This window comes from Solitalea lacus, from assembly GCF_022014595.1.
GTDB lineage: Bacteria > Bacteroidota > Bacteroidia > Sphingobacteriales > Sphingobacteriaceae > Solitalea > Solitalea lacus.
Map to the genome: position 1 here is coordinate 3,872,940 of NZ_CP091740.1, position 14,929 is coordinate 3,887,868.

Here is a 14,929-nt window from a genome sequence, read left to right on the forward strand (position 1 = left end):
AGTTTTCCAGATTTTATAAAAATTTCGCAGGGAGGCAAATTGCATGCACAACCCAACCGTACTCACCGTTGTTTTGTGGCCGTTTATGGCATATGCAGTTATTGTCATTCTGCTGGTTTCAATTATTCTACTTCTCTCCTATTTACTGGGGCAACATCATAAAGAGCATGCTACTGCCGAACCCTATGAATCCGGCATAAAGCAAACCGGTCCTGCACGCTTACGTTTTTCAGTACAGTTTTATCTTGTTGCCATGTTGTTTGTCATTTTTGATGTTGAAACCATTTTCATCGTATTATGGGCACTGGTATTTAAAGAATTAGGATGGATTGGCTATTTATCCATCTGTGCCTTCATTGGAATATTAATAGCAGTACTAATATATGAATGGAGCATAGGCGCCCTGGACTTTGGCCCTAATGGCAAGAAAATACTGAAAGCATATAGAAAGAGAAAAGAGTGAATACCCAAATAAACAAACAATGAAGTGGTGGCTTACAAAGGCTGATGATCCTACCGGCAAAAGCAGCGGGGAAAGTTCGATGGTAGAAACCATCCAACAAAGTGTGCTGCTTACCACCGTACAGGACCTTGTGGCTTGGGGCCGCAAAAACTCTATGTGGCCGTTTCACTTTGGTTTATCGTGCTGCTTTGTTGAAATGGCGACCAGTATTACCAGTAAGTATGATGTAGCCCGCTTTGGTGCCGAAGTAATCAGAGGAACCCCTCGTGAAGCTGATGTCATGGTAATTGCGGGCACAGTCTTCATTAAAATGGCCCCTATTATTAAGCGATTGCATGAACAAATGATGGAGCCTCGCTGGGTAATCTCCATGGGATCTTGTGCTAATTCGGGCGGTATGTATGATATTTACAGTGTTGTTCAGGGAGTTGATAAATTTTTACCTGTAGACGTTTATGTTCCGGGCTGTCCACCACGCCCTGATGCTTTTATGCAGGGACTGGTTCTTTTAAGTCAATCCGTTGGCAAAGAAAGGCGGCCTCTTAGCTGGGTAATAGGTGAGCAAGGAGTTATTAAACCCAACAAACCGTCAATGAAAGATTTGAAGCGTGACGAAAGAAACCAAATGATTGACTTTCGAACACCTGATAAAGTATAATTTTTATAAAAAATCTATGTTGAGAATACAGAAACACTATTTACGCAACTATTCATTTCTACTTAAACCCTTATTACTGCTATTACTAATCATAAGCAGTTGCAGTCCTCTTATTGCCTCTTATAATGAACATGTTTATCGAGAACTGACTTCATTAAAAGTTGAGACCAATGCCTTGATTGGCAAAGCAACCAATGACTATACAAACCCTGAAACTGAAATTGAACAGCTCGACAAAGACCTGCAAAAGCTTCATGAATACATAAAAGGCCTGCCTAAAAACGCTGAAACAACAAAAATGATGGATATTATGATTAATGGAGATGGTCGCTGGGAGGGAATTAAAAAGGTATGGAAATCATCAGGAAAATTGAGCAAAGCTGCTACAGGCGAGTTTCAGGCTGAAATAGCCGAAGGCTTTAACGACATGCTTCAGTTGGAATCAAGAAAAATTAAATAATTACCAACATAAAATCATATGCCTGAATTTCAAAATATATTAACCGAATTAAAAAAAGACATCATTGAGCTGGCAAAGCTCACATTTAAAAACTATAAAAACGAAGCGGAAACGGATGTTAGAGAGTTTTTGACAAATTCAGAAGAAAAACTGAAACGATGGACCCAATTGTTGGCAAAGAAAGAACTTACTCAAGAAGAATTTGCCACCTTGACTAAAGGGCTAAAAGATAGCGCCGAAATGAAATTACTAAAGCAAGCCGGATTAACCAAAATTAGACTAGATGAATTCAAGGGCTCATTAATAAATCTAATTAACGACACCGTTTTTAATTTCTTATGATGAAACGATGATATGAACGCAACCCAAAAGTTGGTAGAGGAACTGACACTAAAATTTGGTGATTCAGTTTTAACCCAACAGCAAACCGCTGATGAGGTTACCACTTTTTGGGTTGATGATAAACAACTTCTTGTCATTTTAGCCTACCTTAAAGACTTAAGTCCCCAACCTTTCCCAATGCTTTATGACTTGTTCGCTATCGACGAGCGATCAAGAGCGGATCATAAAACATATCCTTCAAAAGAATTTACGATAGTTTATCACCTATTTTCCTTTGTCCGAAACGAATTCGTCCGCCTTAAAATTGCCACTAAAGGTGAATTTCCAACAGTCGCGACCCTCACCCGTCTGTGGCCATCCGCCGCTTGGTACGAACGGGAAGTTTATGATATGTTCGGAATTCATTTCGAAGGCCACCCCCATCTACAACGGATACTTATGCCCTTAACCTGGCAGGGACATCCGCTCCGCAAAGAGCACCCTGCCAGGGCTACAGAAATGGGCCCCTTTAAGCTGTGGGATGAAAAAGTAGACATCGAACAAGGCATGCTGCAATTTAAACCTGAACAATGGGGCATGCAGCGCCAATCAGACGACACTGACTTTATGTTTCTAAACATTGGACCTCAACACCCTGGAACCCATGGAGTTTTACGAATTATTTTACAATTAGACGGAGAGGATATTGTTGATGCGGTGCCAGACATTGGTTTTCATCATCGTGGTGCCGAAAAAATGGGAGAAAGGCAATCATGGCATACATACATCCCTTACACCGACCGAATTGATTACCTGGGTGGTGTAATGAACAACCTGGCCTATTTGCTGGCAGTAGAGAAACTGGCAGGCATTGATGTTCCGGAAAGAGCCAAGGTAATACGGGTGATGATGTGCGAGCTTTTTCGTATTGCCAGCCATTTAGTTTGGTATGGCACTTTTGCACAAGACCTTGGTCAGTTATCTCCGGTGTTTTATATGTTTACCGACCGTGAAAAAATTTTTGATATTGTAGAGGCAGTCAGTGGCGGACGCATGCACCCTAACTGGTTTCGCATTGGTGGTGTAGCCCAAGACCTTCCACAAGGTTGGGATGCACTGGTGACTGACTTCCTGAACTACTTCCCTAAGCGTTTGAAAGAATATCATAACATGGTAATGCGCAACTCTATTTTCAAAGCGCGCACTATTGGCATTGGCATTTATACTTTAGAAGAGGCGATTGAATGGGGTGTTACAGGACCGGGCTTACGGGCTTGCGGACTGGAATGGGATATGCGTAAAAAGCAGCCCTACTCTGGTTATGAAGCCTTCGAATTTGATGTTCCCATTGCTCACAATGGCGATTGTTACGACCGCGCCGTTGTGAGAGAACTTGAAATGTATCAAAGCTTGCGAATTATTCAGCAATGCTTAAAGCATATGCCTGAAGGGTCCTATAAAGCGACTCATCCGCTCACTACTCCCCCTTTAAAAAATTACACCATGCAGGACATAGAGACCCTAATTAATCACTTTTTAAATGTGAGTTGGGGGCCGGTTATACCAGCGGGAGAAGCAATGAGTTGTATTGAAGCCACCAAAGGATGGAATAGCTATTATATGGTAAGCGATGGAAATACATCACCATACCGTTCAAGAATAAGAACACCCTCATTCCCCCATATGCAAATGTTACCATATATAAGCAAGGGCTATACAGTAGCTGATTTGCTGTCCATATTGGGAAGCATGGATTATGTACTTGCAGATATAGACAGATAAGAATGATAACTAAAATTTGACCGGCAAATCCGAAATGATCATATGAAAATTTTAATAAGAAATTTCATCTTTTTAGTAATCTGCATTTTGTCAACACAAACGCAGATTATTGCTCAGCAAGCGACAAAACAGATAACCGTAAATGGAGTTACACTGCATTATGTTGAACAAGGCAAAGGCATACCTATAATCCTGGTTCATGGGGCAATTGGTGACTATCGTACATGGGAAGGTCAGATGAATGCACTTTCTAAAAACCATAGGGTTATAGCGTACAGCCGAAGATATGCCTATCCAAATGATACCACCGATCACTCAAAAGGCTACTCAGTTGCAATAAATGCTGAAGATCTTATAGCGTTTATTAAAGCGTTAAAGCTTGGCCCGGTTCACCTTGTTGGTCATTCTTACGGAGGTTATACTGCGCTGATAACAGCAATTAAACATCCGGAGCTTGTTCGAAGTTTAACACTTGGAGAACCTCCTGTAATGTCCCTGCTTAAAAACACAACCAATGGAGATTCCCTGCTTAATCAATTTGTAAGTAATACCTTGTCTCCAACAGGAGAAGCGCTTAAAAACGGGGATAATGAACAAGCATTGACCTTATTTCTTGCAGGCGTAATCGGCATTCAGGATTTCTACAGTAATCTTCCTGCTGAAACAAAACAGATTATGAAGAGCAACCTCTTTGAACTAAAAGGAGTTTTAACATCTGAAAATGTATTCCCCCCAACTACCTGCACAGAGCTCGGCACAATAAAAACACCGGTATTATTACTCGAAGGGGAGAAAAGTCCAAGGCTTTTTCATGTCATAAACTCAGAACTTAAAACCTGTTTGATCAATAAGGAATACATAATTATTCCAAATGCTTCTCATGGGCTTGAATTAGAAAATCCGGAAGCTTTCAACAGCACGGTTCTCAAGTTTATAAATGATCACAAATGACTTTAATTTGATAACAATGCTCTCAACAGAAGAAATAAAAGAAATCGATCACGAAATCAGCCTGGTTCCTTATAAAAAGGCGGCCTGTATCGAAGCAATGAAGATAGTTCAAAGAAACAGGGGCTGGATTTCGGACGATGCACTGAAAGCAATAGCGGATTATCTTGAAATGTCAACCGCTGAGCTTGACAGCGTTGCCACATTTTACAATTTGATTTTCCGTAAGCCTGTTGGAAGACACATCATTTTGGTATGCGATAGCATTACTTGCTGGATAATGGACTATAAAGCTTTATATATAGCGATACAAAAGCAACTGAATATCAAATTTGGTGAAACCACAACTGATGGAAAATTCACCCTTTTACCAAATGCATGCCTGGGTTGTTGTGATCATGCCCCTACTATGCTTATTGATGATGATTTGTACAGAAATATTAATGCAGATGAACTTGAAATGATCTTAAACAGATACGAATAAATTAAAGACCCTTTTTGTTCATCAATCAATTAGAATATTATCATTTTAAATAATGGAAAGACCATTGACACGAAATATTCACCCTAACCGCCCACCCCTTACCCTTAAAGAGTACGAGATGGCAGGAGGATATTTGGCTGTCAAAAAAGCACTAAGCATACCTCCAAAAGAAATAATTGATCTAGTAAAAGAATCCAATTTAAAAGGCCGGGGAGGAGCTGGATTTAACACAGGAATGAAATGGAGTTTTGTCCCTTATGGAGAAAATTCGCCGGCTACAAAATACCTGGTGGCTAACGCAGATGAAATGGAGCCTGGAACGTTTAAAGATCGCTTATTACTTGAAGGGAATCCTCACCAACTAATAGAAGGAATGATCGTTGCAGCATATGCTATTGGAGCAACCACTGGCTATGTTTTTTTGCGCTATGCGTATAAGGAGGCTGCCGTTAAAATTACCAATGCCATAAATGAAGCCTACAATGCAGGTTATCTTGGCTTCAATATTTTAGGTAGTGGCTATAATTTGCAAATGCATTTGCATACCGGAGTGGGGCGGTATATGTGTGGAGAAGAAACGGCCCTGTTAAATGCTCTGGAAGGGAAACGTGCTACACCACGAGCAAAACCTCCCTTTCCACAAATAAGCGGGTTGTTTGGAAAACCAACTATTGTAAACAATGTGGAAACTTTATGCAACATCCCCCACATAATAAATAATGGCGCCGATTGGTTTAAAAATCTAAGTTATAGCGAAGACGGAGGTACTAAACTTTATGGAGTAAGCGGACGTGTTAAACATCCGGGATGCTGGGAGTTACCAATGGGTATCAGCATCCGCGAGCTAATAGAGGAATATGCTGGAGGAATGCAGGATGGCTATCGGTTTAGAGGAGTTTTACCAGGAGGAGCTTCTACCGACTTTTTAGTTGAGCAGCACCTGGACATCAAAATGGATTTTAAGTCAGTAGCAATGGCAGGGAGCAGACTGGGAACCGGAACCATGATTGTTTTAGATGACAAGACTTGCCCGGTGGGCTTTGTTCATAATCTCCAACAGTTTTTCGCTCATGAATCATGTGGCTGGTGCACTCCTTGCCGGGAAGGACTTCCCTGGGTTGAGAAAATATTATGGTCGATTGAACAAGGACAGGGAAAACCCGGAGACCTTGATTTATTGGACCAGCATGCAAAATTATTAGGTCCAGGCAACACCTTTTGTGCTTTGGCACCAGGTGCTGCAGAACCTTTGCAAAGTGCTTTAAAATATTTCAGAGAAGATTTTGAAAGGCATATCAGAAATAAACAATGTCCTTATGATTAGCTTATGGCAACGCTCTATATTGATAACCGGCCATTTGATGTTAAAGAAGGTAAAAACCTCCTGGAAACCTGCCTGTCTTTAGGAATCGACCTGCCTTACTTTTGCTGGCATCCCGCAATGGGCTCGGTTGGAGCATGCCGTCAGTGTGCCATTAAGATTTATAAAGATGAAACGGACCAAACCGGACGGCTTATAATGGCATGCATGGAACCAATGGGTAAAGAAACCCGAATCTCTGTTTTTCACCCTGATGCACAAAATTTCAGAAAACAAGTAATTGAATGGCTGATGACAAATCACCCGCATGATTGCGCCGTTTGTGACGAAGGCGGATCTTGTCACCTGCAGGATATGACTGTAATGACTGGACACAATTATCGCAGGTTTGAATTCCCAAAACGGACTTATATCAATCAATACCTCGGCCCATTGATTAACCATGAAATGAACCGCTGCATTCAATGTTATAGGTGCGTTCGTTTTTATAAAGATTATGCCGGCGGAAAAGATTTGGACGTGTATGCAGCACATAACCATGTTTACTTTGGCAGGGAAAGAGATGGGGTTTTAGAAAGTGAATTTAGCGGCAATCTTGCAGAAATATGCCCCACTGGAGTTTTTACCGATAAGACCCTAAAAGACCATTACACCCGTAAATGGGACTTTACTTTTGCTCCATCTGTTTGCCAACATTGCAGTCTGGGTTGTAACATCATAGCAGGTGAACGCTATGGAGAACTCAGGCAAATTACGGCCCGCTTTAACAGCATGGTTAACGGTTACTTTATTTGCGACAGAGGACGTTTTGGTTACGAGGTAGCTAACATTCCCACACGCATTAATCAACCATTGATCTTAAACCATAATGAAAATATCGACCCAAAATATTTATTGAATTATGTAGGCGGGATTCTTTCAAGCCAAAAATGTTCAGGTATCGGATCCCCACGGGCCTCAGTTGAGTCAAATTATGCATTGCAACAATTGGTAGGCAGGGAAAATTTTTATTCCGGAGTTGCCGACAACGAGCATTTAATAAATCAAACCGTTTTAACCATTCTTCAAAGTGGAGTGGCAAGCCCGATTTCGCTAAAAGAAATTGAACAACATGATGCAATATTAATTTTAGGAGAAGATTTAACCAATACGGCTCCTATGGCCGCCTTGGCGGTACGGCAAGCGCTTCAAAAGAATTCGTTTAGCTATGCCTCACAGGCTATTAATCTGGCTCCGTGGCATGACACGGCTCTACGCGAGTACGCACAACATCATAGTAATGATTTGTTTATCCTACATCCTCATGCAACCAAATTAGACGAACTGGCCAAACAGGTGGCAAACTTGCCGCCGGATGAAATTGTTTCCTATGGAATAGCCGTCAGAAGTGCAATTGAAGAAACTCTGATTGGCAATACTCCTCAGCGAGCTTCAGCTGATGAAATTGCACAATCGCTTTTAATGGCAGAACGGCCGCTGATTATTGCCGGCACAAGTTTAATGAATGAAGCTTTGCTACAAACAGCTTCAGATATAGCCTTAGCATTAAAAAACAAAGGAAAACAAGTCGGTATTTTCTTCACACTAACCCAAAGCAATAGTTTAGGACTGGCTTTAATGAATCCCAAACCAATATCCCAGGCTTTTGAGGCGATTGAAAACAATCAGTCCGAAGTATTGATCGTTTTGGAGAACGATTTATTCAGAATATATGAAGAAACCCGATTAAAGGATGTTTTTAGCCGATGCAAACAAATTATTGTGATTGATCATACCCAATCTGCAACCAGTGCCAAAGCTTCAGTTATCATTCCAGCAGGCATTTTTTCAGAATGTGATGGAACCTTGATCAACAATGAAGGACGTGCGCAACGTTTCTTCCAGGTGTTTCAACCCAAAAACGAATGGTTAAAAGAAAGTTGGCGCTGGTTACATTACTGCTATGCTCTAAAAAACGGAATTGCGATTGATGAAAATTTATCCATTAACCAATTCCAAAAACAATTAACGGAAACATTACCGCAATTTAAAGGGTTGGAACAAACCGCCCCTTCAGAAGATTATAGAGTTTATGGACAGCGGATACCGCGCGCTCCTCATCGGTATAGTGGCCGAACGGCTATTCAGACGAATATAAACGTCAGCGAGCCAAAACCTTTAACCGATAATGATTCCCCTATGACCTTCACCATGGAAGGATTCAGAGGAATGGCTCCATCTCCATTAACTCCTTTTTTCTGGTCGGCAGGCTGGAACTCCGTTCAGTCAATCAATAAGTTTCAGATTGAAGTTGGCGGACCACTCCATAATGAAAAACCAGGAATCAAAATACTTAATACAAAAGAAAATGAGCCACCTAAATACTACGCCCCGACCATTAACAAACTACAAATAAAAGATAATGAGCGGCTTGTTATTCCTGTATATCATCTGTTTGGATCAGAAGAGTTGAGTTCAAAGTCTATTGCTGTAAATGAACTTATTCCGGAACCCTATATCGCCTTAAATGAATATTCATTACAAAAACTGAACATTAAAGAGAACGAAAAACTCTCCTTTGAGCTTAATAATAAAACGTATCAGTTGCCTGTGAAAGTAAAACCGGAGCTTGCTAACCACATTGCTCTTATACCGGCAGGATTAGAACAGTTGGGCTATATTGAATTTCCTGGCCTGATAGAAATAAAAGTAGGATAAAACGCAAAGAAATGTTATGAACTATTGGCTTATCATTTTGGGAGTTTTACTGGTATTATTAAACCTGGCAGCCCTATTAATTTGGGTTGAAAGGCGAATGCTGGCACTTTGGCAAGATCGTTTAGGTCCAAACCGCGCAGGACCATTGGGTTTGTTTATAATTTTGGCAGATACCTTAAAACTCTTTTTTAAGGAGGATTGGATACCGCCTTTTGCCGATAAACCAGTGTTTGTTATGGCCCCTGCAGTGGTGGTAATTAGCGTATTGATGAGTTTTACCATTATTCCTTTTGCCCCCGAAATTCAAATTATTGATCTAAACATAGGAGTACTTTTCTTTTTAGGCATGTCATCCTTAGGAGTTTACAGCATTGTCTTGGGAGGATGGGCATCGAACAATAAATATTCATTACTGGGAGCTTTAAGAGGAGCTTCACAAATGATATCCTATGAGGTATTTATGGGACTTTCATTAATGGGAGTAGTAATGCTCTCTGGCTCGTTTAGTTTAAAGGATATTGTTTCTGCACAACAGAGCTATTGGTTTGTTCTTTTACAGCCTATAGGTTTCATTATCTTTTTTATTGCCGGCATTGCTGAAACACATCGCTTACCATTTGATATCCCAGAGGCGGAAAGTGAACTGGTGGCAGGTTTTCATTCAGAGTATTCAGGGATGAAATTCGGGATGTTTTTCATTGGTGAATACTTAGGAATAACGCTGATTTCTGCAATAACAGTGGTTTTGTTTTTCGGGGGATGGCTAGGCCCTTCATTTTTACCGCCTTTGGCTTGGTTTGCGATCAAAACGGCTGGATTTATATTGTTTTTCATTTTGCTTAGAGCATCGCTGCCTCGCCCGCGTTATGATCAATTAATGGAATACGGATGGAAAATTCTGCTGCCCCTAACCTTACTGAATTTACTGGTTACCGGAGCTATTGTTTTGTTTTTAAATCATTCATAACATGTTTAGTCTCATTCGCAGTATATGGTTGACGTTTTTGCATCTTTTTCATAAGAAGGAAACAATTCAGTATCCCGAGGAAAAAGTACAGCTCCACCCTCGATACAGAGGACGAATTGTCCTCACTCGGGACCCGGATGGAGACGAGCGCTGTGTAGGCTGTTATTTATGTGCTGCCGCATGCCCTGTTGACTGCATTGCCCTGCAAGCAACTGAAGATGACAACGGAAGGCGTTACCCGGAGTTTTTCCGCATTAATTTTTCACGGTGCATCTTTTGCGGTTTTTGCGAAGAAGCTTGTCCTACTTATGCCATACAACTTATTCCAGATTTTGAAATGGCTGAATATGTCCGCCAAAACCTGGTATATGAAAAAGAGGATTTATTAATTAACAGTCAGGGGAAATACCCGGGTTACAATTACTATAAAGTTGCAGGAATTGACGCCGGTGTAAAAAACAAAGGCACTGGAGAAAACGAAGATCCTCCGATAGACATTCACAGCTTATTACCATAATTATGACTCTATTATTTTACATAGCTGGCTTGGTGGCCATTGTTTCAACAATGCTGGTAATTACATGTAAGCATCCTGTTCATGCATTGCTTTACCTTATTGTTTCTTTTTTGGCTGTAGCTGTCGTATTTTTTCTGCTAGGAGCTCCTTTTGTTTCTGCCTTGGAAATAGTTTTATATGCCGGGGCCATAGTAGTACTCTTCATTTTTATAGTAATGATGCTTAACCTTGGAAAAGCTACTGATTTACAGGAAACTCAATGGTTAAGTCGCAAAACCTGGTTATTACCGGCCCTCCTTTCGGCAGTACTACTGATTGAACTAATTTACTTGGTATTCATTCAACCTAATGAGAATATTACCATTAAGGAGATTGAACCTAAAACTGTAGCATTATCACTATATGGCCCCTATCTCATTGGTGCTGAACTGGCGGCCATGCTGTTAATGTCTGGAGTAATTGGAGCAGCGCATATTGGAAAACAAAAACGCAAACACTGGCATCGCTTTTTAAAGGAGGAAGATCAATGATCTCAACAGAATACATCATGGTATTGGCTACGCTGCTATTTGGACTGGGAGCAACTGGTGTGGTTATCCGCCGCAACGTATTATTTATGTTGATTTCAGTAGAAATTATGCTAAATGCAGCAGGACTCGCATTTGTTGCCGCGGGTTCTAAGTGGGGCCAGGCTGACGGGCAGGTTATGTTCCTCTTTATTTTATCAATGGCTGCAGCCGAAGTTTCAGTTGGACTTGCGCTTATTGTTCAAATTTACCATCAATATAAAACACTAGATGTTGATGAATTGGAGCAATTAAGGGAAGAATGATTTTCGATGTATTCATTGAAAGGCTTATGAAACTATATATTCCTAATATGAATTAAATAACAAACAATGCAACATCTACTTTGGCTTTTACCTGCTTTACCATTGCTTGGCTTTCTGCTGCTGGCATTATTCGGCACAGGGTTAAGCAAAAAATCTATTGCCATTATAGGTACAGGAAGTGTTTCAGCAGCTGCATTGATTGGTCTTTACATTGCTATAAACTTCATCCGAATTCCACCGGAAAGTGGCTTCTACCAACAACACTTATGGAACTGGCTACAAGCAAACAACTTACGCGTCGGAATAAATCTTTATTATGATGCATTGACCCTGGTATTTGTCTTTGTAATCACCTTTGTGGGAGCTCTTATTCATCTCTATTCAACAGAGTTTATGCAGCATGATAAAAGCTACGCCCGTTTTTTTGCATACATGAACCTATTTGTTTGTTCAATGCTCATTTTGGTGCTGGCCGACAATCTGGTTTTATTGTATTTAGGATGGGAAGGTGTTGGCCTTTGCAGCTATCTATTAATTGGCTTTTGGTACGAAAACCCTAAAAATGGCACGGCTGCACAGAAAGCGTTCATTATAACCCGTATTGGCGATACAGCACTAGCCATCGGCCTGTTTTTACTATTTTATGAAACAGGTAGTTTGATCATTCCTGAAATAAAGGAATACGTTCAGCAACATTGGGATCATCAAACAGGTATTGCTACTTGTGCCGCATTATTATTGCTGGGCGGGGCTGTTGGCAAATCAGCGCAGTTACCTTTGCAAACATGGCTGCCCGATGCCATGGCAGGCCCTTCACCGGTTAGCGCACTTATTCATGCGGCAACAATGGTAACAGCAGGGGTTTATCTTATTGCTCGCATGCATAACATTTTTGAGTTTTCCCCATTTGCAATGAACATAGTTGCCATTACAGGGGCTGCAACTTTGCTGATTGCCGGCACTTCTGCAATGGCCCAGCAGGACATAAAACGCGTTTTAGCTTATTCAACCATCAGTCAACTTGGTTATATATTTTTAGCCTTAGGAGTGGGAGCTTGGGTAGCAGCAATCTTTCATTTTATGATTCATGCATTTTTTAAAGCCTTGTTGTTTTTAGGTGCAGGAGTAATTATTGAAGCTCAACATCATGAGCATAACATGTTTAAAATGGGTGGATTAAAAGACAAACTTCCTCTCGTTTTTAAAACTTATATAATTGGGGCTGCAGCATTGGCTGCCTTACCATTAATAAGTGCAGGTTTTTATAGCAAAGATGCCATTTTATGGTATTCACTTACGGCAAAAAATGGATCAAACATCTTATGGATTGCAGCTTTAACAGGCTCGTTTATTACCGCTCTTTACACAACACGGATGGTGCTGTTAACCTTTTACGGCCCCTCTAAGACTGAGATAAGCTACCAACCTGGCAAAGGGATGCTTCTGCCCTTGATTATACTGGCTGTTCTTTCAATTGTCGGTGGTTTTATTGAACTCCCACATAATTTTGGGCATTTCACTTTATTTTCTGATTTACTCAATAAAACGCTTCCGGCAACACAGTTAAAAATTGAGCCCAATGAATCATTATTTCAATTAATTGCTGCAACGGTTTGTTTACTGGGCATTTTCTTAGGCTGGAAACTCTATAGCACTGATACAATTGACATTACCAAACGGGAGCAGAACATGTTGTTTCGATTCTTTTTAAATGGGTGGGAGTTTGATAAACTATATTCTCTCGTATTTCAGCAACCTTATAACTTTTTGGCAAGAATAAACAAAAATGACATTATAGATGCATTCAACAATGCTGTCGTAAAATTCAGCAGCTGGCTTAGCTATCAGTTAGCCAGCTCGCAAACAGGGTCAATAAGGTGGTATATGATGGGTATTATTGCCGGAGTAATAATGCTTTTAACACTTCAACTTGTATTATGATACTTTGCTGGCTTATCGGCGTTTTACTTTTGGGAGGCATGCTTGCTTGGCTGATTGGATATTTTACACCTTCACTGGCCAAATGGATAGCCTTGCTTTCAACATTAATAACTTTATTGATATGTGTTAGCCTTTGGATTGATTATTATCCGATAGAACCGACAAGTGCTTCTTCAAACTGGTTAATTGAGTTCGTCTCTTCATGGATCCCCTCCCTTGGTGTTCAGTTTCATTTTGGGCTTGATGGCCTTAATCTCATCATGTTGCTTCTAACGTCTGTTTTAGGATTGATGGCCGTAATTTGCTCCTGGAATGAAATTTCCATAAAACAGAACTTCTTTTACTTTAATCTGCAATGGGTCCTTGCCGGAATAATGGGTGTTTTTCTAGCCCTTGACTTGTTTCTGTTTTATTTTTTTTGGGAGATGATGCTTATTCCCATGTATTTTCTCATAAGCATATGGGGCAGCGAAAAGAGGATTTACTCTTCCTATAAGTTTTTTCTCTACACCCAAGCAAGTGGCTTGTTGATGTTAATGGCCATCCTTTCTCTTTATTTTGTCAATGGAGGCCAAACAGGCCTATACACTTTTGATTATCAACATTTAGTAAACAGTGCCGTAGTCTCCCCCTATGCCATTTATATCGCCCTGGGCTTTTTCATTGCCTTTACAGTAAAGCTACCAATGTTTCCGTTTCATACCTGGCTGCCCGATGCACACGCTGAAGCTCCTACAGCAGGCAGTGTAATTCTAGCCGGACTTATGCTTAAAACCGGCGCTTATGGTTTAATCCGATTTGTTATAACATTATTTCCTGCAGCCTCAGTACAAATAAGCAGCTGGGGAATGATATTGGGAGTTATCTCTATTCTTTATGGCGCTTTACAAGCTTTCGGCCAAACCGATTTAAAGCGAATGGTGGCCTATACCAGTGTAAGTCATATGGGGTTTATCATTATTGGCATTTTTTCCTTTAACCAGCTTGCCATGCAGGGAGTTGTCCTTCAAATAATCACACATGGCATTAGCACTGCTGCTTTGTTCATTTTGGCGGGGCAGCTAAAGGAGCGCTTGCATACCCGTGATATGAATCACATGGGAGGGCTATGGGCATTGGCTCCCCAAATGGGTTCCAGCGCATTATTGTTTGCAATGGCCGCTTGTGGCCTACCGGCACTGGGTAATTTTATTGCAGAGTTTTTGATTCTGCTAGGAACATTTCAGAATCATCCATTAATTACCATCCTGTCCAGTATAGGATTAATTTTATCAGCTATTTATGCAGTTAGGTTAATGCAAAAAGTATTTTTTGGCCCTTTGGATCCTTCTACGCATAACTTGCAAGATTTTACTTGGCGTGAAAAACTGATAATGACTTTACTAACGGTTGCCATTATTTTTATTGGACTATATCCTCAGCCTGTTATAACAATGCTTAATAACAGTATTGCTAAATCACTTTCAAAAAAAGAAATAATACCAATAAATAGTAAAACAGAACCAAGAGCTGCAATGCCTGAACGAAAAAACTAATAA

The 14,929-nt window shown here is 40.6% G+C and carries 15 protein-coding genes; all 15 read left to right on the forward strand.

Annotated elements, in window-relative coordinates; translation table 11 throughout:
- Positions 1-43 precede the first annotated feature (43 nt).
- The gene (locus L2B55_RS16720) at positions 44-463 is read left to right on the forward strand and encodes an NADH-quinone oxidoreductase subunit A (RefSeq protein ID WP_237847328.1); all 420 of its coding nucleotides are present in this window, start codon (positions 44-46) and stop codon (positions 461-463) included.
- 19 nt (positions 464-482) lie between these two features.
- The gene (gene nuoB, locus L2B55_RS16725; protein WP_237847329.1) at positions 483-1,121 is read left to right on the forward strand and encodes an NADH-quinone oxidoreductase subunit NuoB; all 639 of its coding nucleotides are present in this window, start codon (positions 483-485) and stop codon (positions 1,119-1,121) included.
- Positions 1,122-1,137: 16 nt separating this feature from the next.
- Positions 1,138-1,581 (forward strand): hypothetical protein, encoded by a 444-nt coding sequence (locus L2B55_RS16730; RefSeq protein ID WP_237847330.1) that lies wholly within the window; start codon positions 1,138-1,140, stop codon positions 1,579-1,581.
- Positions 1,582-1,599: 18 nt separating this feature from the next.
- Positions 1,600-1,923 (forward strand): hypothetical protein, encoded by a 324-nt coding sequence (locus tag L2B55_RS16735; RefSeq protein ID WP_237847331.1) that lies wholly within the window; start codon positions 1,600-1,602, stop codon positions 1,921-1,923.
- 12 nt (positions 1,924-1,935) lie between these two features.
- Entirely contained in the window at positions 1,936-3,684 is a 1,749-nt protein-coding gene (nuoC, locus tag L2B55_RS16740) for an NADH-quinone oxidoreductase subunit C/D (RefSeq protein WP_237847332.1), read from the forward strand.
- Between the two features lie 42 nt (positions 3,685-3,726).
- Positions 3,727-4,635 carry an alpha/beta fold hydrolase gene (locus L2B55_RS16745; RefSeq protein ID WP_237847333.1) on the forward strand — a complete coding sequence of 303 codons (909 nt, stop codon included), beginning with the start codon at positions 3,727-3,729 and terminating at the stop codon, positions 4,633-4,635.
- Between the two features lie 16 nt (positions 4,636-4,651).
- Complete coding sequence (gene nuoE, locus L2B55_RS16750; protein WP_237847334.1) at positions 4,652-5,116, forward strand: NADH-quinone oxidoreductase subunit NuoE; 465 nt, start codon at positions 4,652-4,654, stop codon at positions 5,114-5,116.
- A 52-nt stretch (positions 5,117-5,168) separates the two neighbouring features.
- Positions 5,169-6,440, forward strand: coding sequence for an NADH-quinone oxidoreductase subunit NuoF (gene nuoF, locus L2B55_RS16755; protein ID WP_237847336.1), 1,272 nt, complete (start codon positions 5,169-5,171; stop codon positions 6,438-6,440).
- A gap of 3 nt (positions 6,441-6,443) precedes the next feature.
- Complete coding sequence (gene nuoG / locus L2B55_RS16760) at positions 6,444-9,134, forward strand: NADH-quinone oxidoreductase subunit NuoG (protein WP_237847337.1); 2,691 nt, start codon at positions 6,444-6,446, stop codon at positions 9,132-9,134.
- A gap of 16 nt (positions 9,135-9,150) precedes the next feature.
- Positions 9,151-10,101 (forward strand): NADH-quinone oxidoreductase subunit NuoH, encoded by a 951-nt coding sequence (gene nuoH / locus L2B55_RS16765; RefSeq protein WP_237847338.1) that lies wholly within the window; start codon positions 9,151-9,153, stop codon positions 10,099-10,101.
- 1 nt (position 10,102) lies between these two features.
- On the forward strand, positions 10,103-10,618 hold the full coding sequence (nuoI, locus tag L2B55_RS16770) for an NADH-quinone oxidoreductase subunit NuoI (RefSeq protein WP_237847339.1): 516 nt from the start codon (positions 10,103-10,105) through the stop codon (positions 10,616-10,618).
- A 2-nt stretch (positions 10,619-10,620) separates the two neighbouring features.
- On the forward strand, positions 10,621-11,148 hold the full coding sequence (nuoJ, locus tag L2B55_RS16775) for an NADH-quinone oxidoreductase subunit J (RefSeq protein WP_237847340.1): 528 nt from the start codon (positions 10,621-10,623) through the stop codon (positions 11,146-11,148).
- Positions 11,145-11,450, forward strand: a complete 306-nt coding sequence (gene nuoK, locus L2B55_RS16780) for an NADH-quinone oxidoreductase subunit NuoK (protein ID WP_237847341.1) — start codon at positions 11,145-11,147, stop codon at positions 11,448-11,450. Before nuoJ ends, nuoK begins: the two co-directional genes overlap by 4 nt.
- 66 nt (positions 11,451-11,516) lie before the next feature.
- Positions 11,517-13,391 carry an NADH-quinone oxidoreductase subunit L gene (nuoL, locus tag L2B55_RS16785; protein WP_237847342.1) on the forward strand — a complete coding sequence of 625 codons (1,875 nt, stop codon included), beginning with the start codon at positions 11,517-11,519 and terminating at the stop codon, positions 13,389-13,391.
- Positions 13,388-14,926 carry a complex I subunit 4 family protein gene (locus tag L2B55_RS16790; protein ID WP_237847343.1) on the forward strand — a complete coding sequence of 513 codons (1,539 nt, stop codon included), beginning with the start codon at positions 13,388-13,390 and terminating at the stop codon, positions 14,924-14,926. Before nuoL ends, L2B55_RS16790 begins: the two co-directional genes overlap by 4 nt.
- Positions 14,927-14,929 lie beyond the last annotated feature (3 nt).